General features: G+C 74.7%; 21 protein-coding genes. 13 read left to right on the top strand and 8 right to left on the bottom strand.

Annotation, left to right across the window (positions count from 1 at the left end; translation table 11 throughout):
- Nucleotides 1–28 precede the first annotated feature (28 nt).
- Complete coding sequence (locus tag ACFV46_RS09915; RefSeq protein ID WP_376727336.1) at nucleotides 29–271, bottom strand: hypothetical protein; 243 nt, start codon at nucleotides 269–271, stop codon at nucleotides 29–31.
- Nucleotides 272–458: 187 nt separating this feature from the next.
- Nucleotides 459–884: a helix-turn-helix domain-containing protein gene (locus tag ACFV46_RS09910; RefSeq protein ID WP_361927181.1), complete on the bottom strand. Its 426-nt coding sequence runs from the start codon at nucleotides 882–884 to the stop codon at nucleotides 459–461.
- A 276-nt stretch (nucleotides 885–1160) separates the two neighbouring features.
- Here ACFV46_RS09910 and ACFV46_RS09905 point away from each other — a divergent pair, with 276 nt between their 5' ends.
- The 4 genes from ACFV46_RS09905 to ACFV46_RS09890 all read left to right on the top strand — a co-directional run bounded on the left by ACFV46_RS09905 (nucleotide 1161) and on the right by ACFV46_RS09890 (nucleotide 3847).
- Nucleotides 1161–1751, top strand: a complete 591-nt coding sequence (locus ACFV46_RS09905; protein WP_062669235.1) for an RNA polymerase sigma factor — start codon at nucleotides 1161–1163, stop codon at nucleotides 1749–1751.
- Nucleotides 1748–2452, top strand: coding sequence for a BN159_2729 family protein (locus ACFV46_RS09900; RefSeq protein ID WP_385497704.1), 705 nt, complete (start codon nucleotides 1748–1750; stop codon nucleotides 2450–2452). The genes ACFV46_RS09905 and ACFV46_RS09900 overlap by 4 nt, the downstream gene beginning before the upstream one ends.
- Nucleotides 2449–3162: a WhiB family transcriptional regulator gene (locus ACFV46_RS09895; protein WP_385497703.1), complete on the top strand. Its 714-nt coding sequence runs from the start codon at nucleotides 2449–2451 to the stop codon at nucleotides 3160–3162. Before ACFV46_RS09900 ends, ACFV46_RS09895 begins: the two co-directional genes overlap by 4 nt.
- 172 nt (nucleotides 3163–3334) lie before the next feature.
- The gene (locus ACFV46_RS09890; RefSeq protein ID WP_376727333.1) at nucleotides 3335–3847 is read left to right on the top strand and encodes a hypothetical protein; all 513 of its coding nucleotides are present in this window, start codon (nucleotides 3335–3337) and stop codon (nucleotides 3845–3847) included.
- 100 nt (nucleotides 3848–3947) lie between these two features.
- On the opposite strand, the gene ACFV46_RS09885 is transcribed toward ACFV46_RS09890, so the two are convergent.
- Genes ACFV46_RS09885 through ACFV46_RS09875 form a run of 3 tightly spaced genes read right to left on the bottom strand, consistent with a single transcriptional unit; the run spans nucleotide 3948 to nucleotide 5926 of the window.
- A complete protein-coding gene (locus tag ACFV46_RS09885; protein ID WP_361927193.1) occupies nucleotides 3948–4847 on the bottom strand; it encodes an aminoglycoside phosphotransferase family protein in 900 nt (299 codons plus the stop codon).
- Nucleotides 4848–4895: 48 nt separating this feature from the next.
- Nucleotides 4896–5378, bottom strand: a complete 483-nt coding sequence (locus ACFV46_RS09880; RefSeq protein WP_361927196.1) for a ferritin-like domain-containing protein — start codon at nucleotides 5376–5378, stop codon at nucleotides 4896–4898.
- Nucleotides 5375–5926: a hypothetical protein gene (locus ACFV46_RS09875; protein ID WP_385497702.1), complete on the bottom strand. Its 552-nt coding sequence runs from the start codon at nucleotides 5924–5926 to the stop codon at nucleotides 5375–5377. The genes ACFV46_RS09880 and ACFV46_RS09875 overlap by 4 nt, the downstream gene beginning before the upstream one ends.
- A 221-nt stretch (nucleotides 5927–6147) precedes the next feature.
- Here ACFV46_RS09875 and rimP point away from each other — a divergent pair, with 221 nt between their 5' ends.
- From rimP to ACFV46_RS09830, 9 genes are all read left to right on the top strand, one after another.
- Nucleotides 6148–6645, top strand: coding sequence for a ribosome maturation factor RimP (gene rimP, locus ACFV46_RS09870; protein WP_385497701.1), 498 nt, complete (start codon nucleotides 6148–6150; stop codon nucleotides 6643–6645).
- Between the two features lie 2 nt (nucleotides 6646–6647).
- A complete protein-coding gene (nusA, locus tag ACFV46_RS09865) occupies nucleotides 6648–7634 on the top strand; it encodes a transcription termination factor NusA (protein ID WP_151786165.1) in 987 nt (328 codons plus the stop codon).
- Nucleotides 7635–7736: 102 nt separating this feature from the next.
- Nucleotides 7737–8033, top strand: a complete 297-nt coding sequence (locus ACFV46_RS09860) for a YlxR family protein (protein WP_376727331.1) — start codon at nucleotides 7737–7739, stop codon at nucleotides 8031–8033.
- A 146-nt stretch (nucleotides 8034–8179) separates the two neighbouring features.
- Entirely contained in the window at nucleotides 8180–11257 is a 3078-nt protein-coding gene (gene infB, locus ACFV46_RS09855) for a translation initiation factor IF-2 (protein ID WP_361927207.1), read from the top strand.
- Nucleotides 11258–11400: 143 nt separating this feature from the next.
- Entirely contained in the window at nucleotides 11401–11694 is a 294-nt protein-coding gene (locus ACFV46_RS09850) for a DUF503 domain-containing protein (protein ID WP_062669224.1), read from the top strand.
- 32 nt (nucleotides 11695–11726) lie between these two features.
- Nucleotides 11727–12182, top strand: coding sequence for a 30S ribosome-binding factor RbfA (gene rbfA / locus ACFV46_RS09845; protein WP_108708958.1), 456 nt, complete (start codon nucleotides 11727–11729; stop codon nucleotides 12180–12182).
- Complete coding sequence (truB, locus tag ACFV46_RS09840) at nucleotides 12179–13084, top strand: tRNA pseudouridine(55) synthase TruB (RefSeq protein ID WP_385497700.1); 906 nt, start codon at nucleotides 12179–12181, stop codon at nucleotides 13082–13084. Before rbfA ends, truB begins: the two co-directional genes overlap by 4 nt.
- Before the next feature lie 272 nt (nucleotides 13085–13356).
- Nucleotides 13357–16938, top strand: coding sequence for a trypsin-like peptidase domain-containing protein (locus tag ACFV46_RS09835; RefSeq protein WP_385497699.1), 3582 nt, complete (start codon nucleotides 13357–13359; stop codon nucleotides 16936–16938).
- Nucleotides 16939–17084: 146 nt separating this feature from the next.
- A complete protein-coding gene (locus ACFV46_RS09830) occupies nucleotides 17085–18041 on the top strand; it encodes a bifunctional riboflavin kinase/FAD synthetase (RefSeq protein WP_361927215.1) in 957 nt (318 codons plus the stop codon).
- 215 nt (nucleotides 18042–18256) lie between these two features.
- Here the strand turns inward: ACFV46_RS09830 and ACFV46_RS09825 are convergent, their stop codons facing one another.
- The 3 genes from ACFV46_RS09825 to eccE form a co-directional block, all read right to left on the bottom strand.
- Nucleotides 18257–21235, bottom strand: coding sequence for an SCO5717 family growth-regulating ATPase (locus ACFV46_RS09825; protein WP_385497698.1), 2979 nt, complete (start codon nucleotides 21233–21235; stop codon nucleotides 18257–18259).
- A 299-nt stretch (nucleotides 21236–21534) separates the two neighbouring features.
- Nucleotides 21535–22374 carry a hypothetical protein gene (locus ACFV46_RS09820; RefSeq protein WP_151786169.1) on the bottom strand — a complete coding sequence of 280 codons (840 nt, stop codon included), beginning with the start codon at nucleotides 22372–22374 and terminating at the stop codon, nucleotides 21535–21537.
- A complete protein-coding gene (eccE, locus tag ACFV46_RS09815) occupies nucleotides 22374–23693 on the bottom strand; it encodes a type VII secretion protein EccE (protein ID WP_361927220.1) in 1320 nt (439 codons plus the stop codon). The genes ACFV46_RS09820 and eccE overlap by 1 nt, the downstream gene beginning before the upstream one ends.
- Nucleotides 23694–23740: the final 47 nt, after the last annotated feature.

The raw sequence follows: 23740 nt of genomic DNA, 5'->3' as shown, positions 1-23740 counted from the left end.
TCCGGTCCGGGCGACCGTCGGACCCGGGTCAGCCGGCCTCGGCCGCGAGCAGGCGGGGCAGCAGTTCGTGGGGGAGCTCCACACCCATCCCGCAGAAGCAGCGCAGTCCGCCCCGGGAGGCGGGAGCCCCCAGGTCGACCATGAGGATGTCCGCCACTTCTCTGAGCACGTCACCCGCCGGCGCACTGCGGGCCACCCTGATGCTGACCTCGTCGGGGTCCCAGACCGCGATGCCCGCCAGACCGTCCGTCACGGCAATGCGAACGCACACAACTGCCTCCCCAGGAATGCCTACGGCACGAGCGTTCCGCTCCGGGAGGTCAGCGGCTGACTGATGGTACCGATGTGTGTGGGGTTCGTGAGGACTTTCGTCATATTCTCCCGGAGCGCGCCCAACATCCGTTACGGCCGGGGGAGACGGGCGGTCCGCTCCGTGTTCCGCTCGCGCGGCGCTGACCTCAGACGATACGGCTGACCTGGAGCATCGCCTCGGCGTCCTTCAGCAGCGCGCGCTGCCGTGACTCCGGCAATTGCCGGTACAGCTTCAGGAGCCGTGCCTCGCGCTCGTCCCCGCTGGGTCCCGGCACCGGCCGGCCCACCGCCTCGAAGAACTCGCGCGGTGTGGTGCGCACGCCCCAGCGCCGGAACACGTCGACCATGGCCCGCAGCCTCTCCGGGTCGATGCGCGAGGTGCCGCGCGTGCGGTTCATCCAGGCGTTGAGCGTCGGGTACGAGATGCCGGACTCCGCCGCCAGGTCCTTCTGGGTGCGGTCCGGCACCTGGGCCAGCAGGCGTTCGAGCAGGGCCGCCAGATCCTCGTCCCGCTGCTGGGCGTGCCGGGCGGCTTCGGGATCGGCTGGGGGATGGCTCCGCTGGTTCGTCACGACTCAGAGGATCGGTCATCATTGTCTACAAACGCAAGTAGATCGCAGACCAGTGCGGGTGCTTCGGGAGCACGCCGGAGCGTTCCGGGGGTGCGGGTGCTCCTGTGCGCCCCGTCCGCGCCCTCAAGTCTCACGCTCCGTAGGCTTCTTGACACGATATGCATCTACATGAAGACTGTAGACGCCCTGGGAGGGGATTGCGGGTTTCCGCCGTGGCCTGCGCGCGTCCGTCCAAGGAATCTACATCTACATGCGTATTGCAGAGGAGAAGCCGTCGTGTCCCATCCGGACAACGTCACCACCGCCCCGGCCGGTCCGGAGCCCGAACTGGTCGCCCGGGCCCGCGCCGGCGACCGGGAGGCGTTCGCCGCCCTGTATTTCGAGCACTACCGCGCCGTCTACGCGTTCCTCCTGGTTCGCACCCGCAACAGACATCTCGCCGAGGACCTCACCCAGGAGGTGTTCGTCCGCGCCCTGCGCCGCATCGGCACCTTCCACTGGCAGGGCACCGCCTTCGCCGGCTGGCTCACCACGATCGCCAAGAACCTCTGGCTCGACGAACTCGGGCGCGGCCGCACACGGTGGGAGACCCCCGTCGCCGAGTTCGACGACCCCCGGGACGCCCAGCGCGGCACCGAGGCGCTCGTCCTGCGCGAACTGGACGCCGTCGAGGCCCAGGAGACCGTCCACACCGCCCTGCACCGGCTCAACCCCCACCAACGGCACTGCCTGGAGCTGCGCTTCCTGGACGAACTGAGCGCGCAGGAGACCGCGTTGGCCATGGGACGCAGCGTCGGCGCGGTCAAGACGCTCACCTACCGGGCGCTGCGCAAACTGCGCTGGACGACGGAGGCGGTGTCCGCGTGAACGGCAACACCCCCGACTCCGGGGGAGCGATCCGCACGGTACTGCGGTCCGTGGACCCCGAACCCGCCGCCGTCCCCCTCGGCCCCGCCCGCCCCCCGGTCGCCGTCCTGCACCGCGGCGCGGACGGACGCTGGTCCCGCGGGCCCCGCCCGCTCACCGACCTGGAGCGCAAGGCCCTCGCCTGGGACGCCTCGTGCGCCCGCGCGCGCTCCGTCGCCCGTGCGGTCGAGCGCCACCTCGCCGGGCACGCGGGTCCCTCCGACGTCCGCGTGGACGGCGACCGGGTCCGGGTCGTGCTGCGCGTGGACGGCGCCGAGTGCTGGAGCCGCTGGCGCGCCTACTTCCACATCCGCGTCGTCGGGGAGGGCAGCCGGCCCCACACCCTCGTCGGCGACGGCGAGCGCGACGGCGTCCGTGTCACCGTGGTGGCCCACGGCGCCACGCCCCGACGGCGGGGGCGCCGCCCCTTCCGCGTCGGCGACGCCACCTACGACCTCGCGTCCCCGCTGCGCGACGCCCACGGCGACGTCTGGTACTTCCAGGGCTGCCGGCGGCCCGACGGGATGCCGCTGCTGTCCCTGGACGGGCGCCCCGAACGGTGCTCCCTGGCCAATGTGGCGGCCCATCTGGGCCCCCTGTCCCCGGTGTGCGACGCCCGCCGCACCGGGGACCGCACGTCCCCGCCCGAGCCGGCCGGATGACCCCGGCGGTACCCGACGGCGGATCACGGGTCTGGGAACTGCGCGCGGCCTGCCGGGAGTGGGACGCCGATCTGTGGTTCACCCGCCGCACATGGCCCCTCGCGGTCGCGATCTGCGCGCTCTGCCCCGTGCTCGAACCGTGCCGGGACGCCGTGCTGCGACGGGAGCGGGGCCTGCCCCGATGCCGCCGGCAGGGCGTCGTCGCGGGCCTCACCGGCCCCCAACGGCACGCCCTGGACCAAGCGGGGCACCCCGCGGCGGCACCTCCCGCGCCGGTCCGCCCCGCGGCGGCGCCCCGGCTCGCCCCGACCGCCCTGCCCGAGCGTGCCCCGTCCCCTCCGCGGGAGGCGGCCCCGGCCGACTCCGGCCGGCGCCCGGCCACGGTGGCCTTCCCGTCCGAGCCCGCGCCGCCCGAACCGGCGCCGCCGGTCTCACGGGAGGAGACGTCGCCCACCCCCGGCCGGTGCGCGATCGAGGCGTCGCACCCCCGGCCCGACGAGGCGCCCCCGCCCGAGCGGCGGACGCCGGAGCGGGGCGACGCGCCCCCGCGCACCCGCCCGGCGCCCTGTGGCACGCGCGCCGCCTACCAGCGGCATCTGCGGCGGGGCGAGCCCGTCGACGCGGCGTGCCGGGCCGCCAACACCTATGAGGCCGGGCGCTATCGCCGTACCGGTACCACCCGCGCCCGTCCGCCGCGCCCGCCCGCCTGACCCGCGCCGCCGCCCGTTCGCCGACCGTTTCCCGGAGAACCGCATGTCCAGGCCCTCCCCGCCCCCGCCCCGCGCGCCCCTCCCGCGCCGCCGCCCTCCCCCGTCCGCGTGCCGCGCCGGAGCACCCGGCGGCCCGGCCCGCAGCCGTTCCTCCACCGTCACGGAGTACCCGATGCCCACGCCCTCCTCGCCCCCGCCGTCCGACGAGCCCGCGGCCGGCGACCCCCGGCCCCCGGGACGCCTGCGCAGGGCGGCCACCGCGCTGTGGCGGCGGCTCCGGCCGGCCGGCCCGCCCCGGCGGCCGTGCGAGCGTGAGCTGGACCTGTGCCGGCAGGAGCGCGACCGCTGGCAGCGCCACGCCGACTCCTACGAGCGGGACCTGACCCGCGTACGGCTCGAACGCGCCCAGCTGCTGGCCTGGCTGGCCGCGCTGCACCCGGCCAGCGCCGTCCTCACCCGGGGCGCCGACGGCATCCACCAGCTCGGCATCGAGGCGGGCGGCCGGCAGCTGTCCTGGCCCCTGCACCCGGCCGACCTGGCGCAGTTCGCCCACATCCCGTACGCCCCGCACACCGCGGGGACGCACGGCCGCGCGGGCGGGGACCAGGCGGCCCATCTGCGGCGCCACACGCGGCTGCTGGCCATGGAGGGCATGCTGTTCGCGACGGCCCCCGACGACCGCTGAACACCCCGCCGGACTCCGGCCGGCAGGCTCGGGAGGCACGTCGGCCGGACCCACCGCGCCCCCCTGCGAGAGCTCCCCGCAGGGGGGCGCGGCCCGCGGCCTACAGCCAGCTCGCGAACTCCAGGAGCAGCTCGGCGTCCTGCGGCCGGCCCACCCGCAGCGCCCGCACACCCGACTCCACGGCGCGGAACAGCGTCCACCCGCGCAGCCGTTCCTGGTCGACCTCCAGGGACTCCGCCAGGCGCTTGACCCTGCGGCGCGTCGTCGAGGCACCCGACGGCGAGGCGATCAGGTCCTCCACCCGGTCCCGCACCAGCCGCGCCAGATCGAACGCGCACTCACCGACCACCGGGTCGGGGCCCACCGCCAGCCACGGCATCCGCTCCCCGGCGAGCACCTTGCTCTGCCGGAACGTGCCGTGCAGCAGCTGCCGTTCCGGCGGGGCCGCCAGCAGCTCGTCCCGCGCCGCCAGCGCGGCGTCGACCAGCACCGCCACCTCGGCCCGCTCCGACGCGGTCGCCCGCATCGCCTCCGCCTGGCGTCCCGTGCGCTCCTCGACCGTCTCGAAGGGGTGGCCCTCCGGGGGCGCCACCCACAGCCGGCGCAGCGTCCCCGCCGCCTCCAGCAGCGCCTTCGCCTCCGGCAGCGACCGCACCGACCGGTCCGGGCGCAGCCGCTCCAGCAGCAGCACGCCCTCGGTCACGAACGGCTCGATCAGCTGGACGGCACCGCTGCCGCCCCAGTGCGCGAGCGCGGCCCGCTCGCTCTCCGGACGCGCGCGGGGCGGCGCCAGCTTCAGCACCGCCGGGGTGCCGTCGGCCCGCCGGACCAGCACCACCAGGCTGCTGCGGCCACCCGGCAACTGCACCCGCTCCACCGTCAACTCGCGCGCCTCGACGGCCTGCCGGGCCGCCCCCGGCAGCTCCTCCAGCCAGGCGTCGCCGTCCGGCGCCGTCTCACCGAGCGCCCTGACCAGACGCTGCGGCGGTTCGAAAGCCATGCGCGAGTCGTCCCTTCCGTCCTGCCCGTCGGTGTCCTGCCGCCCGCGTCACGCGGTGGGCGCCCCCGGCGCGGACGACGTGTCCGCCCGCTCGGCGAGCCCAGGGAAGGCTACGCTCTCGCCCCGCCAGCGCACCGCCCGGACCGCCGCCTCCCGCAGCGCCTCGGCGGCCGTGCCCCGCACCTCGCCCCGGGCCGCCCGCACCACGTCCGCGTACACCCCGGCCAGCCGGCTCTCCAGTTCGGCCGCGAACAGCACCGCCGTGGCCCGGTCCGTCACCGGGAACGGCAGCGCGTACCCGGCGCTCGCGGCGACCGGGTCGGCGCCCAGGTCGCGCACCGCGCGGGCCAGCGCGTCCCGCCGCGCCCGATGGGCCTCGTACGCGGCACGCGCGTCGGAGCGCCGCTCGGCGTCGATCCGCCCGCCGACCACGCCGTACCCGTAGACCGCCGCGTGTTCGGCGGCCAGCGCCGCCTGAAGCGCCGTCACCGTCGCCTTGGCCGCTCGGCTCGCCTTGTCGGTGTCGCTCACCGGGCACCCTCCGTCAGCAGGAACGCGTGCGCGGCGCCGGCCGCCGCCACCGAGGCGAGCAGCCGGGCCAGTTCACCGGGCATCTCCAGCAGGGCCTTGGCCCGCTGGTCCGCGAGCGTCCGTTCGGCGGCGGCCAGTTCGGCCAGCGCGTCCCGCTCGTCCGTGGGCACCGCCGGGGCCGAGGCGGAGGGCGACGGGGAGCCGGGGCCCGAGGGGGAGGGGGAGGGGGAGGGGGACGCCGACGCCCCGGACGCGCCCCCGCCGAACGCCTCCACATGCCGTACGGCCTCCGCGCGCAGCGGGACCAGCAGCCGCTCCAGCGCCGGGTGGGCGGCGAGGACGGCGTCGTACCGCCCGACCAGGCCCTCGCTGTCCCGGGCCGCACGCGCGCGTGCCCGCTCGGCGAGCGAGGGACTGCCGCTGGTACCGCCGTCCGGGTCACCGGGAGCGGAGGAGCAGCCCGCCAGCAGCGCGGTTCCCGCGGCCGAGGCGAGCAGGGTTCTTCTGCGCGGCCCCGGGAGGGCGCGCGAGGGCGGGGGGTACGGCACGGGCGACTTCCTCAGGGGAGTTCGTACGAAAGCACTTGCGACGGCGGCTGCCCGGTCAGCGGGCCGCGTGCCCGTGATCACCGTACCCGCGCGGCGCGACGGTGCCACTCATCGGCACCGGTCACGCACAGGTGGACGGCAACACACCCTGCGACCGGATACCCTTTGACCTGACACGCGACCCATCCCACAACAGCACACGCGGCCGAGGAGTCACCCGGATGAGCACCACCCAGAGCGAGAGGCTGCGAGCACTCCTGGAACCCCTCGTCAGCTCCCAGGGACTGGACCTCGAAGAGATCGAAGTGGATTCGGTCGGACGCAAGCGTGTGCTGCGCGTCGTCGTCGACTCCGACACCGGCGCCGACCTGGACCGGATCGCCGATGTGAGCCGCGCGCTCTCGGCGAAGCTGGACGAGACGGACGCGATGGGCGAGGGCGAGTACACCCTCGAGGTCGGCACCCCGGGCGCGGAACGCCTCCTCAAGGAGCACCGCCACTATGTGCGCGCCGTCGACCGGCTGGTGAAGTTCGAGCTGGCCGAGGGCGGCGAGCTGGTGGCGCGCATCCTCGAGGTCGACGACGACGGTCTCGACCTCGAAGTGCCCGGCGTCAAGGGCCGCAAGGCGACCAGCCGCAGACTCGCGTTCCCGGAGATCGAGAAGGCCCGCGTGCAGGTCGAGTTCAACCGCAAGGACAAGAAGGAAGAGGAGGCGTAGCCGTGGACATCGACATGAGTGCCCTGCGGGGCTTGGTTCGGGAGAAGGAGATCTCCTTCGACCTGCTGGTCGAGGCGATCGAGTCGGCCCTCCTCATCGCCTACCACCGCACCGAGGGAAGCCGCCGGCACGCGCGCGTGGAGCTCAACCGGGAGACCGGGCATGTGACCGTGTGGGCGAAGGAGGACCCCGAGGACCTCGACGAGGGCCAGGAGGCCCGCGAGTTCGACGACACCCCGTCCGGCTTCGGCCGTATCGCCGCCACCACCGCCAAGCAGGTCATCCTGCAGCGGCTGCGCGACGCCGAGGACGACGCGACGCTCGGCGAGTACGCCGGCCGCGAGGGCGACATCGTCACCGGCGTGGTCCAGCAGGGCCGCGACCCGAAGAACGTGCTCGTGGACATCGGCAAGCTGGAGGCCATCCTGCCGGTGCAGGAGCAGGTCCCCGGCGAGACCTACCCGCACGGCATGCGGCTGCGGTCGTACGTGGTGCGGGTCGCCAAGGGGGTCCGCGGGCCCTCCGTGACCCTCTCGCGCACCCACCCGAACCTGGTGAAGAAGCTCTTCGCGCTGGAGGTGCCGGAGATCGCCGACGGGTCCGTCGAGATCGCCGCCATCGCGCGTGAGGCCGGTCACCGCACCAAGATCGCCGTGCGCTCCACCCGCAGCGGCCTGAACGCCAAGGGCGCCTGCATCGGCCCCATGGGCGGCCGGGTGCGCAATGTCATGGGTGAGCTGAACGGTGAGAAGATCGACATCGTCGACTGGTCGGACGACCCGGCCGAGATGGTGGCGAACGCGCTCTCCCCGGCCCGCGTCTCCAAGGTGGAGGTCGTGGACATGGCGACCCGGTCGGCCCGTGTGACCGTGCCCGACTACCAGCTGTCGCTGGCGATCGGCAAGGAAGGGCAGAACGCCCGGCTCGCGGCCCGGCTCACCGGCTGGCGCATCGACATCCGGCCGGACACCGAGCAGGCCGGGGAATAGATCCAGACCTCAGGTCGCTCAGATCACGTCAGGTTATCGCCCGGCAACTGTTCGAATCCTGCCCCAAAGGGGTGAGGTCGGTACGGGGAGGTAGACTTAACAGTGTCTGGCCGGACACGCGTCCGCGCATGCCCTGAGCGCACCTGTGTGGGGTGCCGGGAGCGAGCGGCCAAGGCTGATCTGCTGCGGATCGTGGCGATCGAGGACGAGTGCGTCCCCGATCCTCGCGGTACGCTGCCCGGCCGGGGTGCGTATGTACACCCCGCCCTGGTCTGTCTCGACCAGGCGACACGCCGCCGGGCGTTCACGAGGGCGTTGCGCGCCCCGGGAGCGCTCGACACAAAGGCGTTGCGCCGGTACGTCGAGCAGACGACAGTTGCCGAGCAGGCAACACCGTAAGAAGCGTCGCGCGGAACCCCGTGCGGCCCTGGTACCTCGCGAGTCGGAAGTAGGTCGAGATTGCGATGAGCACTCGATGAGTACGCGATGAGTACGCCCATGAAGTAGCGACGGTCCGGCCGCAACCCGGACCTAAAAGGAGCGAAGTGGCTAAGGTCCGGGTATACGAACTCGCCAAGGAGTTCGGCGTCGAGAGCAAGGTCGTCATGGCCAAGCTCCAAGAACTCGGTGAATTCGTCCGTTCGGCGTCTTCGACCATCGAAGCGCCCGTAGTCCGCAAACTGACGGACGCCCTCCAGCAGGGCAACGGCGGCGGCAAGCCCGCCGCACGCAAGGCTGCCCCGGCGAAGCCGGGTGCCCCCTCTCCCGCGCAGGCCGCCCGTCCGGCAGCCCCGCGCCCGCCGGCCCCGAAGCCGGCCGCCGAGAAGCCCGCGGCTCCCGCCGCGCCGGCCTCCTCCGGCCCCCGTCCCACCCCGGGCCCGAAGCCCGCGCCGCGGCCCGCCCCGGCGTCCCCGGCTCCGACCACGCCCGAGTTCACGGCGCCCCCGTCGGCGCCCGCCGCTCCGGCGGCCTCGCAGGGCCAGGGCTCCGGCACCCGTCCGGGCGCCCCGCGTCCGGGTGGCCAGGCCCCGCGTCCGGGTGCTCCGCGTCCCGGCGGCCAGCAGGGCGGCCAGGGCCGCGGTGAGCGTCCCGGCGCCCCGCGTCCGGGCGGCCAGGCGCCGCGTCCCGGCGCCCGTCCGGCCGGTCCCCGTCCGGGCAACAACCCCTTCACCTCCGGCGGCTCCACCGGCATGGCGCGTCCGCAGACGCCCCGTCCCGGCGGTGCCCCGCGTCCGGGTGGCCCCGGTGCCCCCGGCGGCGCCCCGCGTCCGCAGGGCCAGGGTCAGGGCGGTCCCCGTCCCCAGGGCGCCGCGGGCGGTCCCCGTCCGCAGGCTCCGGGCGGTCCGCGTCCCACGCCGGGCGGCATGCCCCGTCCGCAGGGCGGCGGCCCCCGTCCCGGTGGCCCGCGTCCGAACCCGGGCATGATGCCGCAGCGTCCCGCCGCGGGCCCGCGTCCCGGCGGTGGCGGTCCCGGTGGCCGTGGCCCCGGTGGCGGCGGTCGTCCCGGTGGTGGCGGCGGTCGTCCGGGTGGCGGCGGCTTCGCCGGCCGTCCGGGTGGCGGCGGCGGCTTCGCCGGTCGTCCCGGCGGTCCCGGTGGCGGTGGCGGCGGCTTCGCCGGCCGTCCCGGCGGTCCCGGTGGTGGCGGCGGCCGTCCCGGCTTCGGTGGCCGTCCCGGCGGTCCCGGTGGCCGCGGTGGCACGCAGGGCGCCTTCGGCCGTCCCGGTGGTCCCGCGCGTCGTGGCCGCAAGTCGAAGCGGCAGAGGCGCCAGGAGTACGAGGCCATGCAGGCCCCGTCGGTCGGCGGTGTGATGCTGCCTCGCGGCAACGGCGAGTCGATTCGCCTGTCGCGCGGTGCGTCGCTCACCGACTTCGCGGAGAAGATCAACGCCAACCCGGCGTCGCTCGTCGCGGTCATGATGAACCTCGGCGAGATGGTCACCGCGACCCAGTCCGTCTCCGACGAGACGCTCCAGCTCCTCGCGGACGAGATGAACTACACCGTTCAGATCGTCAGCCCGGAGGAGGAGGACCGCGAGCTGCTCGAGTCCTTCGACATCGAGTTCGGCGAGGACGAGGGCGACGAGGAGGACCTGGTGGTCCGCCCGCCGGTCGTCACCGTCATGGGTCACGTCGACCACGGAAAGACCCGACTGCTCGACGCCATCCGCAAGACGAACGTCATCGCGGGCGAGGCCGGCGGCATCACCCAGCACATCGGTGCCTACCAGGTCGCGACCGAGGTCAACGACGAAGAGCGCAAGATCACCTTCATCGACACCCCGGGTCACGAGGCGTTCACCGCCATGCGTGCCCGTGGTGCGAAGTCGACCGACATCGCGATCCTGGTCGTCGCGGCCAACGACGGCGTCATGCCGCAGACGGTCGAGGCGCTCAACCACGCCAAGGCGGCCGAGGTCCCGATTGTCGTCGCGGTCAACAAGATCGACGTCGAGGGCGCCGACCCGACCAAGGTGCGCGGTCAGCTCACCGAGTACGGGCTGGTGGCCGAGGAGTACGGCGGCGACACTATGTTCGTCGACATCTCCGCCAAGCAGGGTCTGCACATCGACTCCCTGCTGGAGGCCGTGATCCTCACGGCGGACGCCTCGCTCGACCTGCGGGCCAACCCGAACCAGGACGCGCAGGGCATCTCGATCGAGTCCCGTCTCGACCGCGGCCGCGGTGCCGTGGCGACGGTCCTCGTCCAGCGCGGCACGCTGCGGGTCGGCGACACGATGGTCGTGGGCGACGCCTACGGCCGGGTGCGCGCCATGCTCGACGACAACGGCAACAACGTCGCCGAGGCCGGTCCCTCGACGCCGGTGCAGGTCCTCGGCCTCACCAACGTCCCGGGTGCCGGTGACAACTTCCTCGTGGTCGAGGAGGACCGTACGGCCCGCCAGATCGCGGAGAAGCGCGCCGCCCGTGAGCGCAACGCCGCGTTCGCCAAGCGCACGCGCCGCGTGTCGCTGGAGGACCTGGACAAGGTGCTCAAGGCCGGCGAGGTCCAGCAGCTGAACCTGATCATCAAGGGTGACGCTTCCGGTTCGGTCGAGGCCCTCGAGTCCTCGCTGCTCCAGCTGGACGTCGGCGAAGAGGTCGACATCCGCGTCCTGCACCGCGGCGTCGGTGCGGTCACGGAGTCCGACATCGACCTGGCCATGGGCTCCGACGCCATCGTCATCGGCTTCAACGTCCGGGCAGCCGGCCGTGCGCAGCAGATGGCGGAGCGCGAGGGCGTGGACGTCCGGTACTACTCGGTCATCTACCAGGCGATCGAGGAGATCGAGGCGGCCCTCAAGGGCATGCTCAAGCCGGAGTACGAAGAGGTCGAGCTCGGTACGGCGGAGATCCGCGAGGTCTTCCGCTCGTCCAAGCTGGGCAACATCGCGGGTGTCCTCATCCGCTCCGGCGAGGTCAAGCGCAACACCAAGGCGCGCCTCCTCCGCGACGGCAAGGTCATCGCGGAGAACCTCAACATCGAGGGTCTGCGTCGCTTCAAGGACGACGTCACCGAGATCCGCGAAGGCTACGAGGGTGGTATCAACCTCGGAAACTTCAACGACATCAAGGTCGACGACGTCATCGCGACGTACGAGATGCGCGAGAAGCCGCGCGTCTGATCCCAGCACGCGATCGGGGCCGGTCGGCGCGAGTTCCCGGAAGGGAAACTCCGTCGATCGGCCCCGGCCGTTGCGTGTACGGTTCCCGTATCGGCGCCGAGCCTGGCGCCCGTACCCCGAACCGGCGGGACATCCGGACACCTATGTATGTGGGGACTCTGTCCTTCGACCTGCTCCTCGGCGACGTCCACTCGCTCAAGGAGAAACGCTCCCTCGTCCGTCCCATCGTGGCCGAGCTCCAGCGCAAGTACGCGGTGAGCGTGGCCGAGACGGACCACCAGAACCTCCACCGCCGGGCCGGGATCGGCCTCGCGGTGGTCTCCGGGGACATGGGACACCTCACCGGCGTACTGGACCGCTGCGAGCGGCTGGTCGCCGGACGCCCCGAGGTGGAACTGCTCTCGGTTCGACGCAGGCTCCACAGCGACGAAGACTGAAGCACAACGTAAGCACTTAAGGAGACGGACCAGTGGCCGACAACGCGCGTGCCAAGAGGCTGGCGGACCTCATCCGAGAGGTGGTGGCCCAGAAGCTGCAGCGCGGGATCAAGGACCCGCGGCTCGGCTCGCACGTCACCATCACGGACACCCGCGTCACGGGTGACCTGCGGGAGGCGACCGTCTTCTACACGGTGTACGGCGACGACGAGGAGCGGGCGGCCGCGGCGGCCGGTCTGGAGAGCGCCAAGGGCGTCCTGCGGTCCGAGGTCGGCCGGGCCGCCGGGGTGAAGTTCACCCCGACCCTCACCTTCGTCGCCGACGCCCTGCCGGACACCGCCAAGACCATCGAGGACCTCCTCGACAAGGCGCGCCAGTCCGACGAGAAGGTCCGCGAGGCCTCCGCGGGCGCCCGGTACGCCGGTGAGGCGGACCCGTACCGCAAGCCGGGCTCCGAGGACGAGACGGACGGCGACACCGCGGAATGACGCAGAAGAACACCACGCCCGACGGCCTTGTCATCGTCGACAAGCCGTCGGGCTTCACGTCGCACGACGTGGTCGCCAAGATGCGCGGCATCGCCCGCACCCGCCGGGTCGGGCACGCCGGCACCCTCGACCCGATGGCCACGGGTGTCCTCGTCCTCGGCGTCGAGAAGGCGACCAAGCTGCTCGGTCATCTGGCCCTGACCGAGAAGGAGTACCTGGGCACGATCCGCCTGGGCCAGACCACGGTCACGGACGACGCCGAGGGCGAGATCACGGGGTCCACGGACGCCTCGAAGGTCACCCGCGCCGCCGTCGACGCCGGGATCGCCAAGCTGACCGGCGACATCATGCAGGTCCCGTCCAAGGTCAGCGCCATCAAGATCGACGGCGTGCGCTCCTACAAGCGGGCCCGCGAGGGCGAGGACTTCGAGATCCCGGCCCGCCCGGTCACCGTGTCGTCCTTCTCCGTGTACGACCTGCGCGACGCCGTCGCCGACGACGGCACCCCCGTCCTCGACCTGGTCGTCTCCGTCGTCTGCTCCTCCGGCACCTACATCCGGGCCCTCGCCCGCGACCTCGGTGCCGACCTGGGCGTCGGCGGGCACCTCACGGCCCTGCGCCGCACCCGCGTCGGGCCGTACAAACTGGACGCCGCGCGGACGCTCGACCAGCTCCAGCAGGAGCTCACGGTCATGCCGATCGCCGAGGCCGCCACGGCCGCCTTCCCCCGCTGGGAGATCGACGCCCGGCGCGCCCGGCTGCTCACGAACGGCGTGCGCCTCGACATGCCCGACGAGTACACCGGTGCCGGAGCCGTCGGGGTCTTCGACGCCGACGGCCGCTTCCTCGCACTCGTCGAGGAGCACAAGGGCAAGGCCAAGAGCCTCGCCGTGTTCGGCTGAGCGCCCGCACGGCACGGGTGCCTGCCCGTGGAGCGGCGGTCACGGGGTCGTCCTGCGCCCGCCGCTCCACGGTCCCCCCTCGGTTCCCCCACCCCTAGGGTTATCCACCCACCCCCGCCTGTTCACCCGTCCGGGCAGGCGCTCGGAGTGAACCGAGGGGGTGCAAGGGGGCGCGTTCGGCACGAGACCTGTCCCGCTGATCATGTGCCGCCTACCGTCGAAGCGACAGGGTGGGCGACGAGCGTGCGGGTGCGGGGCGGGGAGGTTCGACGATGGCGGGACGGGGCCCGCGGGCGGCGGACACGGACGGGACACGGGGGACGGGCGACGGCCCGGAGCAGCCCGACGGGGCCACCGCGTCCCACCGGGCACGCTGCGAGCGGCCCCACGACGACGGCCGCCCCCGGCACGCACACCGCCGGCCGGACCCGGAGACCGACGTACCGGGTCCCCTCCTTCGGGACGACGCCCTGGTCCGCGTGCACGACCCGGCCGGACGGCCCCGCGGCCTCGGCTTCCTCGCCGACCACCACGGCACGGTCGTCACCGCGCACGAAGTCGTCGACGGGCTGTCCCGGCTCGTCGTCCACACCGCCTCAGGCAGCCGCAGCTGCGCGGTGACCGCCGCCGCGGTGACCCCGCTGCCCGAGCGGGGCCTCGCCCTCGTCCGCACCGAAGGGCTGGGCGTCGACCCCCTCCCGGTGACCGTGCGGGACCACACCGGGACCGGCACCTACGTGCACATCCCGGCCGGCGGCTGGCGGCAGGCCCGCGTCCTCGACGCCAGCCCCGCCACCCGCACGGCGACCGACCGCCCCCACGCCCTCGACGGCGTCCTCGAGCTCGCCATCGGCACCGCGGGCCGCGACGCCCTGCGGCTCGGCGGAGGCGCCGCCGGGGGACCCGTGCTCGACGCCGCGACCGGCGCCGTCCTCGGCGTCCTCGGCACCGCCCTGCAGTCCGCCCACAGCGACGCCGTGCTCGCCGCGCCCCTGCGGCCCGCCCCCGACGGCCCGCTCGCCGCCCTTCTCGCCGGCAACGCCGCGACGGTCCCCGCCCACGGCGCCGACCTGAACCTCGCCGGAGTGCTGGAACTGACGGCCACCCAGGTCGCCCAGGACGCCCCACCTTCCGGGTCACAGGGGGCTCCTGTCCAACGGGCCGCCGTCACCGCCGAGTTCGACGCCTTCCTCACGGGCCCGGCCGCCGTGCTCGGCCTCGTCGGACCGCCCGGCAGCGGCCGTACGACAGAACTCGCGGGGCTCGCCGCCCGGCGCACCCACGGGCCCGACCCGGCGCCCACCCTGTGGCTGCGCGGCGCCGACCTGGCGAGCGGCGACACCTGCGTCGCCGACGCCGCGCGCCGGGCACTCGACCGTGCCGCGCGCATCGTCGCCGCCTCCGCCGACGCCGACCTCGCCGCCGACCTCACCCCCGAGCGCCTCGCCCGCCTCGCCCGTGACGCCGGGCGCCCCCTGCTGCTCCTGCTCGACGGCCCCGAGGAGTCACCGCCCGCCGCCGCGGACCGCCTCGCCGAGTGGACCGGCGCCACCGCGCGCTGGCTGCGCGCCCACGGCGCCCGGCTGGTGGTGGCCTGCCGGACCGAGTACTGGGAGACCGCCGGCGCCGGATTCCCCGAGGACCTGCTGCACACGCCCATGGGCCACCCGCCCCACGCACCCGTGCCGCCCTGCCTCCCCCTCGGCGACCTCACCACGGAAGAGGCCCGGCAGGCCCGCACCCGCCACGGCATCCCCGACGACGCCCTCACCGACGCCGACGCCCGCCACCCCCTGACCCTCCGCCTCCTCGCGGAGGTGAGCGCGGCCCTGCCCGGTGCGCCCGCACCCCACCGGGCCGACCGGCACGACGTCCTCTCCGCCCACCTCGACCTGATGTGCCTGCGCGTCGCCGTCCGCCTCGCCGCCGAGAACGGCCTGCGCGGCACCGCCGTCCGCCGGCTCGCCGCCCGGGTCGCCGGCCAGGTCCACGAGGCCGCCCGGCGCAGCCTCGGCACCGGCCAGGGCGAACTGGACCGGCCCACGTTCGAAGCGGTGTTCCCCTGGGGCCCCGCGCCCCGCTGGCTCGGCGGCACCACCGGCTGGGCCGGCGCCGTCCTCACCGAAGGACTCCTCGTCCCGGCCGGCGACGGCTACCGCTTCGCCCACGAGGAACTCGCCGACTGGCTCCAGGGCCTCCACCTCGACCTCGACGAGGCCCTGCGCGCCCTGCTCCGCCCCGGACCCACCGGCGTCACGGACCACCCCGCCCCGCCCGTACCGCACCACCGCATCGGCCCCGTCCTCCAGGCCCTCCTGCTCCTCCCACGCCTCCACGGCACCGGCCGGCTCGGCGACCGGCTCGCGCGGCTCTCCGACGCGCTCGACGCCGACCGCACCGACTGGTGGGCGGCCCGGCTGCTCACCGAGACCCTGCTGCGGGTCCCCGACGCCACGCCCTATCTGGACGTCCTGCGGCTGACCGCCGACCGGATCGTGGCCTGGCGCCGCCAGGGGCACCCCGCGCCCGCCGACCTCGGCCCCGCCTTCTGGACCGCGCTGCCCCTCCCGGACACCGAACGCCTCGACCTGCTGCGCCGCCTCGTCCCCGCCGACGGCCCCCTCGACGACACCGAGGGACCTCGGCCGCCCCGCTACCTGGACGCCGTCGCCCGCCTCCTCGCCGCCGACCCCACCGTCGTACAGCCCCGGCTCACCCGCTGGTTCGACGACGACCGGCCGCTGCCCGCCACCCCGCACGCGACCGTCGCCCTCGCCGCCCAGGCCCTGCTCCACACCCACCGCCACCGCGCCCTCGACGACCTCACCGAGACCCTCGTGGCCAGCGCCCACCCCCGCGCCGACGAACTCCTCGGCGCGCTCGCCGAGGAGGAGCCCTCCGCCGTCTGCCGGGCCGTGGACCGCTGGGCCCACGACGAACGCCCCGCCCGGCGCGTCGCCGCCCTCGCCCACGGGCTGCGCGCCGCACCCCACGTCCACACCGAGGCCGACCGCGCGCTGCTGCGCTACGCCGCCCTCGCGCTGCTCGCCCGCCCCGCCGACAGCGCCCTGCACGGCGGCGCCCTCGCCCTCCTCGTCCGCGACCCCCGCACCCGCGCCCGCCACCTCCCGCAGGCCCTCGCGCACTTCACGTCCGCCGACCCGCAGTTCCCGCCCAGCGCCCTCGTCGCCGCCCTTTCCACCCACCCCGAACCGGTCCTGGAGGCCTTCCGCGCCCGCCTCGAGCGGCCCGGCACCGGCGCCGTGCTGCGCTCCCTCGCCGACGTCACCGCGCCCGGCCTCGCCCGCAAGGTCGCCGGCCTCGTCGGGGACGCGGTACGGCGGCACCCCGAGACCGCCACCGACGTCGCCGCCTACGTCGACCGGTCCCTCGACCAGGGACCCGGCGCCCGGGCCGTCCTCTTCCCACTCGTCACCGGCCTCCTCGACGGCGGCCCCGAACAGGTGCGGGCCGCCCTCGCCACCGTCCTCGCCGCCCCCGGCACCCCCGCCTCCCGGGGACTGCGCCGGGAACTCCTGGACTTCCTGCTCACCCGGGAACAGGCGCCCGCCGTGCTCGAGGCCCTGCTGCACGCCGCCGTCCGCACGACGGGCGGCGCGGCGGACGACACCCTGCGCGACCTCGTCCACCACACCGGGCTGCTGCTCGTCCGCACCCCGGACGGCGCCGCCCGCTTCGACCGGGGCCTGGCCGGCCTCGCCCGGGAGGTTCCCGGCTTCGCCGCGCGGGTCGCCGGCTGGCTCACCGGCACCCCACGGGACTGGGCGGCCGTCGTCGGCCCCAGCACCCGCCGCATGATCGAGAACCTGGCGGGCGTCCGGGTCCCCGTCTGAGCACCGCGCCGGCACAGTGCACCCCGTCACAGCGCCCATGCCGATGCGGGCCGGGGGCCGTCGGCATGGCACCCTTAGACCTGCGTAAGACCGTTTGGGCAATGACGGACACCGGTTCGACGAGTTTGCGACAAGGAGCAGGCACAGTGCAGCGCTGGCGTGGCTTGGAGGACATCCCCCAGGACTGGGGGCGCAGCGTCGTCACCATCGGTTCCTACGACGGAGTCCACCGCGGACACCAGCTGATCATCCGGCACGCCGTGGACCGCGCCCGGGAGCTGGGCGTCCCGGCCGTCGTCGTCACCTTCGACCCGCACCCCAGCGAGGTCGTCCGCCCCGGCAGCCACCCGCCCCTGCTCGCCCCGCACCACCGGCGCGCCGAGCTGATGGCCGAACTGGGCGTGGACGCGGTGCTGGTCCTGCCGTTCACGACCGAGTTCTCGAAGCTGTCGCCGGCCGAGTTCGTCGTCAAGGTCCTCGTCGACAAGCTGCACGCCAAGGCGGTCGTCGAGGGCCCCAACTTCCGCTTCGGGCACCGCGCCGCCGGGAACGTCGAGTTCCTCGCCGAGCAGGGCGAGACCTACGACTACGAGGTCGAGGTCGTCGACCTGTTCGTCAGCGGTGAGGCGGGCGGCGGCGAGCCGTTCTCCTCGACCCTGACCCGCCGTCTGGTCGCCGAGGGCGACGTCGCCGGGGCCGCCGAGATCCTGGGACGCCCGCACCGGGTGGAGGGCGTCGTCGTGCGCGGCGCCCAGCGCGGCCGCGAGCTCGGCTTCCCCACCGCCAACGTGGAGACCCTGCCGCACACCGCCATCCCCGCCGACGGCGTCTACGCCGGCTGGCTGCACGCCCAGGGCGAGGTGATGCCGGCCGCCGTCTCCGTCGGCACCAACCCGCAGTTCGACGGCACCGAGCGCACGGTGGAGGCGTACGCCATCGACCGCGTCGGACTCGACCTGTACGGGCTGCACGTGGCGGTGGACTTCCTCGCCTTCGTGCGCGGCCAGGAGAAGTTCGACTCGCTGGACGCGCTCCTGGAGGCCATGGCCCGGGACGTGCAGCGCTGCCGGGAACTGATCGCGGCGGCCGACGCACCGGCCTGACCCGGATCTCTGCTTCGGACGGCGGACCGGCCTGACCCGGATCTCTGCTTCGGACGGCGGAGGGCCGGCACCCGTACGGTGCCGGCCCCCCCCCGGCCTTCCCCGGAAACGGTGTTGGGGCGGGGGCCCGGCCGTCCCCGGTTACTTGGTTGGGGCGGGGGTGGGCCCGCCACCCGTACGGTGCCGGCCCTCCGCCGTTCTCGCGCTCCCGCCCGCTACTGCTGGGTCCAGCCGGGCGGCACTACGCCCTGCTGTCCCTGCTGCGGTTCCTGCGGCGGCGGGGCCTGCTGCTGCCACTCCTGACCCGGCGCCGGCTGCTGCGGCGCCTGCTGCCAGCCCTGCCCGGGCTGCGGGGCACCACCGGGCTGGGCGTACGGCTGCTGGGGCTGCGGCTGGCCGGGCTGCTGCGGGTAGCCCTGCTGCTGCGGGTGCTGGTACTGCAGATGCGGGTTGCCGAAGCCCTGCTGGGTCCGCGCGATGTCCTCGGCGATCAGGGCGGCGAGGTCGAAGTACGCCTCACGCGTCTTGGGACGCATCATGTCGAGGTCCACCTCGGCACCCGCGGCGAGGTGCTCGTCGAAGGGGATCACGACGACACCGCGGCAGCGGGTCTCGAAGTGCGCGACGATGTCGTCCACCTTGATCATCTTGCCGGTCTCACGGACACCCGAGATCACGGTGACCGACCGCTGCACGAGATCCGCGAAGCCGTTCGCCGACAGCCAGTCGAGCGTCGTCGAGGCGCTGCTCGCACCGTCCACCGACGGGGTGGAGATGATGATCAGCTGGTCGGCGAGGTCCAGCACGCCCCGCATGGCGCTGTAGAGGAGACCGGTGCCCGAGTCCGTGAGGATGATCGGGTACTGCCGCCCCAGCACGTCCAGCGCGCTGCGGTAGTCCTGGTCGTTGAACGTGGTGGAGACGGCCGGGTCCACGTCGTTGGCGATGATCTCCAGACCGGAGGGCGCCTGCGAGGTGAAGCGGCGGATGTCCATGTAGCTGTTGAGCTGCGGGATCGCCTGCACGAGGTCGCGGATCGTCGCACCCGTCTCGCGCCGCACCCGTCGCCCGAGCGTGCCGGCGTCCGGGTTGGCGTCGATCGCAAGGATCTTGTCCTGCCGCTCGGTGGCCAGCGTGGCGCCCAGCGACATGGTCGTCGTGGTCTTGCCGACACCGCCCTTGAGGCTGATGACCGCGATCCGGTAGCAGGACATCACCGGCGTCCGGATCAGACCGAGCTTGCGCTCCCGCTCCGCCTGCTCCTTCTTGGCGCCGAGCTTGAACCGGGACGGACCCTGGTTGTTCTTGCGGGCCTTCGGCTGGTTGCGCAGCAGACGGTCGGACGACAGCTCCACGGCGGCGTTGTAGCCGAGCGGTGTGCCGGGTGCGGCCTGCTGCTGCTGTGGAGCACCCGGACCGGCCTGCGGCCCGGGCGGCGCCTGCCAGCCGCCCTGATTGCCGTAGGCGGCGGGGGTCTGTGGAGCCTGCGGGGCCTGCGGCTGAGGCTGCGGCTGGGCGGGGGGCTGCTGCGCGGCGGGCTGCTGGGGCTGCGCGGGCTGGCCGGGCTGCTGGGGGTAGCCGTAGCCCGGCTGCTGCTGCGGGTAGCCGTAACCGGGCTGCGGCTGACCCGGCTGCTGCGGATAGCCGTAGGGCTGGGGCTGGCCCGGCTGCGGTGCCTGCTGCTGGGGTTGGGGCTGCGGCTGGCCGGGCTGCTGCGGGTAGCCGTACGGCTGGGCCGGCTGGGCGGGCTGGTGCGCCTGGCGCGGGTCCACGGGCTGGCCGGGCTGGCCCGGCGCCGGCTGCGGCTGGGCCGGGCCGAACCCGCCCTGGACCGGCGGCTGTTGCGGATGGGGCTGCGGCTGGCCGGGCTGCTGCGGATAGCCGTAGCCGGGAGCCTGCGGGGCGCCCTGGGCGGGCGGCTGCGGTACGCCCGGCTGCGGCGCGCCCGGCTGGGGGTGCGCGGGCACGAAGCCCTGGGGCAGCGGCGGAAGCGGCTGGCCGGGCTGCTGCTGTCCTGCGGGCTGGGCGTGCGGCTGCTCACCCGGAGCCGCGGGCGGCTGCGCGGGGGCGCCGGGCTGGGCGTGCGGCGGCATGGGGGCCTGGCCGGCGGGCGGGGCCTGCGGCTGCTCGGGCGCGGCGGGCTGCGCTTCCGGCTCGGCGGCGGGCGCCGCCTCCGGGGTGGCCGAGGCGGCGTCGGGCTGTACCTCGGGCTCGGGCTGTGCGGCGGGCTCGGGCCGAGCCGGGTCGGGGTCGGCCTGGGCGGTGTCGTCGGCCGCGCCGGACGCGGTGCCGGCCTCCGGCTCGGCGTCCCGCTCGGCCTCCGGCTCGTCGTCGTCCCCGCCGAACAGGCGGGCCGCCTCGGCGTCGGCGGCGGCGTGGTTGAGCTCCGGCTCGGACTCGGACCGCTCGGCCTCGGGCGCCTCCGTCACCGGGGGGACGGGGGCGGGTGGCTCGGGCGCGGCAGGGGTCTGGGTGCTCTCGTCGACCGGGCGCAGCACCGGGAAACCGGGCGCGGCCGGGGGAACGGAGGGGGCGGCCGGTGCGGCGGGCGGAGTCGCGGGCGCGGCGGGCGTCGCCTGCTGGGGCGCCTGGTAACCGTCGGAGGTGTCCTGGGCCTGCTGGGGTGCGGGGGTGGCGGGCTGCTGGGGGTAGCCGTAGCCGCCGGGGGTGTTCGGCTGAGGCGTGCCGAATCCGCCGGAGGTGTCCTGGGCCTGCTGGGGTGCGGGGGTGGGGGGCTGCTGGGGGTAGCCGTAGCCGCCGGGGGTGTTCGGCTGAGGCGTGCCGAATCCGCCGGAGGTGTCCTGGCTCTGCTGCGGCGCCGGCGGCCCGGGCTGCTGCTGGGGGTAGCCGTACGCGCCGGACGCGGGGGCCGCGCCCGGGACGGACTGCTGCTGGGGGAAGCCGTAGCCACCCGCGGTCTGTCCCTGCTGCGGCGCGGCCGGAGTGCTCTGGGCCGGTGCGGGGCCCGTGCCGGGCGGACCCGTGGGCGTCCCGACGGGTGGGCCGGTCGGCGGCGGCGGTGCCGCCCGCTCGGCCTCCTGCTGACCGCTCGGCGAGGAGCCACCCTGCGTGCTCTGGGCATACCAGGCGGGAGGTGTGTAGACGATCTCGAACTCGCCCGTCAGATCCACCTCGTGATCGTCCCCGTCCGAGGAAGGGCTCCCGCCGTTGTACTCGGACCGATCCCTGTTCACTGCTTGCCTCCTGGTCAGCCACTGCTGCTGAGCGTGTCGTCGTCGCGGCCGGGCGGACCGAGTGGCGAGTCCCCCGCGACTGCGATCGTCACCGCACCACCAGAAGCCTAATCACTCGCTCGGCGGGACGGAAAAGGCCCCATGTGCGCGGACGCTATAGCCCGGACTGCGTGGACGGAAGGGGTCTCCGGGCCCGGAGGGACCTGACCGCCGGCCCCTCAAACGAGCGACCGGCACACCCCGGCACAAGTCCCCGACGACCCCGCCCCGTTCACACCCGGCCCGGCACCGACGACGGCTCAGTCCATCCGGCGGGCCACACCGAGCAGCCCCGTCTCCGCGTCGGTCGGCTCGGTCATCACGAACTTCTGGTGCTTGCGCGTACACCACAGCGCGACACCGTCGTGCAGCGTCGGAAGATGCTGAAGGTGCTCCTCCGGGATGCCCAGGGTGTCCTTCACGGACTCGGTCTCGTACGGCGAGATGCGCTGGATGCCCACGAGGTGCGCCTGCGCCAGCCAGCGCGGCGCGTGCTCGCTGACGAACGGCAGCACCGTCACCACGGACTGCCACGGCACCGACGTCACCCGCCCGCGCGGCGGACGGATACCGCAGTCCCGGATCAGCACGACCGGGCTGGACACGGACGGGCCCTGCGCGGGCACCCGGCCCACCGGATAGACCGTCACACACTGCTGACCGCCGCCGGCCGCCTGGGCCAACTGCTGCCAGGCCTGCGGACGTCCGGTCTCCACACCCACACGCGCGCCGGTCGCGGCGGCCCGCAGCGCCAGCACCTGCGCCAGCCACAGACCGCCTACGAGCACGACGTCGAACGGGGTGGGACGGGCGAGGCCGAGCACCGCCGGCTGCGACTCGGCGTCGGTCCCGATGAGCACACCGTCGTCACCGATCGGCATGCTGATGGCCGCGAGCTCGTCGACGGTCACCACATGACGGTTGCGGCGCGGGCCGCGCAGCCCGAACCCCGGGCTGAAGATGCGCCGTTGACGCTGCGGCGCCTCCGGCTGCCGGATGATCGGGATCATGCCGGTGTCGGTCGGGGAGGCCACATGGGCCGGGGTGCCGGGGGCGCGGCCCTGCTGTCCCGGGGGCATGGTCGGAGCGGGCTGGGACATCAGTAGGTACCTCCGAGCGGCAGAGTGGCGAGGGCTCCGGGGACCTGCTCCCGGTCGAGGCGGACCAGGCCGACCTTCGCGGCGCTCGCGGCCCGCTCCAACTCCCGGCCCACCTGGCCGAGTTCGTCGTCACCGCGCGCGGTGACACGGATGTGCCCGGTGAGGGCGACACCCCGGTTGCCCGCCTTGCTCAGGGTCATGCTGAACGTCGTGGCCAGCACCGGCAACGAGGTGAACCGCGTCACCAGCTCCGGCAGCGCCACCCCGCCGGGGCCCAACTGCGGCCAGCGGGACACCCAGTACGTCGTGTGCCACCGGTCGTCGACCCGCCAGGTGCGCACCGCCTCGACCGTACGGCGCTGGGTGCGCCCGTCCTGGCCGTGCTGCTGGTTGGCGCGCGGGTTCAGGCAGCTCGACGTCGCGAGCGCCTGCACCAGTTCGGTCTCGTCGAGGATCGTCGCCTTGAAGCCCGCGCCGGCCAGCCGGCTCGCCAGTTGGTCCGCCACCCGCAGCAGGGCGCGCTGCGTCCCCGGGACACCGTCCCCGCGCGCCTTCACCGCCTCCGGGCACAGCTCCGGGTCCAGCTTGAGGGCCACCCAGGTGAGCCGCAGCGCAGGCGAACCGGACTGCGCCTGGAGCGGGCCGTAGGACCGCGCGGCGAGCGACTGCGACGGCAGATGCGGGGCGGGCGCCGGCTGGGTGTGCTGCACGACCTGCACGGAGGCCAGCCGGATCCCGTCGACCTCCAGGGCGTCCTGGACCAGCTTCAGCGGCAGCTGCCGTTCGCCCGCTCCGGGCCGCAGCGGCTGGTCGCCGGGCTGCACGAAGAGCACGGCCGTCAGGAACGTGCCGTCGCCGATCATCCCGATCGAGCGATCGTCACGGGACACGAACGCGTACGTCCGCAGGGCCGGATCGCACTCGACGACCGGCACCAGCATGGCGTCCGTCCCCGGCGGCACGGGCAGTTTGGCGTCCCGCCGGCGCTGCCGCAGGGCGCGCGTCGTCTCGTACCACTCCGGCAGCGGACGGCGGCCGCGGCGCAGCACCGCGAGGAGCAGCAGCAGTGCGGCCACGGCACCGGCCGGGGCCAGCAGCCAGGACGTCCCGGCGGCCCAGGCGGCGACCATGACGGCCACCGCCAGCTCCACCAGGATCAGCTGCTGCAGACGGACCGGACCGAGCCCGCCCGGGCGGGGCAGCGTACGCGGCGAGGCGGCGGAGGGAGCGGGGGACGGGGCGGGCGTACGTCTGCCGTCCGGGCCTCCCGGTTGCTGCGGTGCGCGGCGTCCGCGCCGAGTGCTCGTAGCGCTGCTCATCCCCCGGGACATCCCTTTCGCGAAGTAGTGGCCGTCGGGCGGGCGGG

Source organism: Streptomyces sp. NPDC059852, assembly GCF_042731455.1.
GTDB lineage: Bacteria > Actinomycetota > Actinomycetes > Streptomycetales > Streptomycetaceae > Streptomyces.
The sequence above is the reverse complement of the archived record's forward strand: the minus strand, read 5'-3'. Positions and strand labels throughout refer to the sequence as shown.

What these genes read in the sequence shown, in the direction of transcription:
- eccE (WP_361927220.1), bottom strand. Translation starts at nt 23,693, where the DNA reads ATGAGCAGCGCTACGAGCACTCGGCGCGGACGCCGCGCACCGCAGCAA.
- rimP (WP_385497701.1), top strand. Translation starts at nt 6,148, where the DNA reads ATGAGCACCACCCAGAGCGAGAGGCTGCGAGCACTCCTGGAACCCCTC.
- ACFV46_RS09835 (WP_385497699.1), top strand. Translation starts at nt 13,357, where the DNA reads ATGGCGGGACGGGGCCCGCGGGCGGCGGACACGGACGGGACACGGGGG.
- ACFV46_RS09820 (WP_151786169.1), bottom strand. Translation starts at nt 22,374, where the DNA reads ATGTCCCAGCCCGCTCCGACCATGCCCCCGGGACAGCAGGGCCGCGCC.
- ACFV46_RS09850 (WP_062669224.1), top strand. Translation starts at nt 11,401, where the DNA reads ATGTATGTGGGGACTCTGTCCTTCGACCTGCTCCTCGGCGACGTCCAC.
- ACFV46_RS09885 (WP_361927193.1), bottom strand. Translation starts at nt 4,847, where the DNA reads ATGGCTTTCGAACCGCCGCAGCGTCTGGTCAGGGCGCTCGGTGAGACG.
- ACFV46_RS09895 (WP_385497703.1), top strand. Translation starts at nt 2,449, where the DNA reads ATGACCCCGGCGGTACCCGACGGCGGATCACGGGTCTGGGAACTGCGC.
- ACFV46_RS09890 (WP_376727333.1), top strand. Translation starts at nt 3,335, where the DNA reads ATGCCCACGCCCTCCTCGCCCCCGCCGTCCGACGAGCCCGCGGCCGGC.
- truB (WP_385497700.1), top strand. Translation starts at nt 12,179, where the DNA reads ATGACGCAGAAGAACACCACGCCCGACGGCCTTGTCATCGTCGACAAG.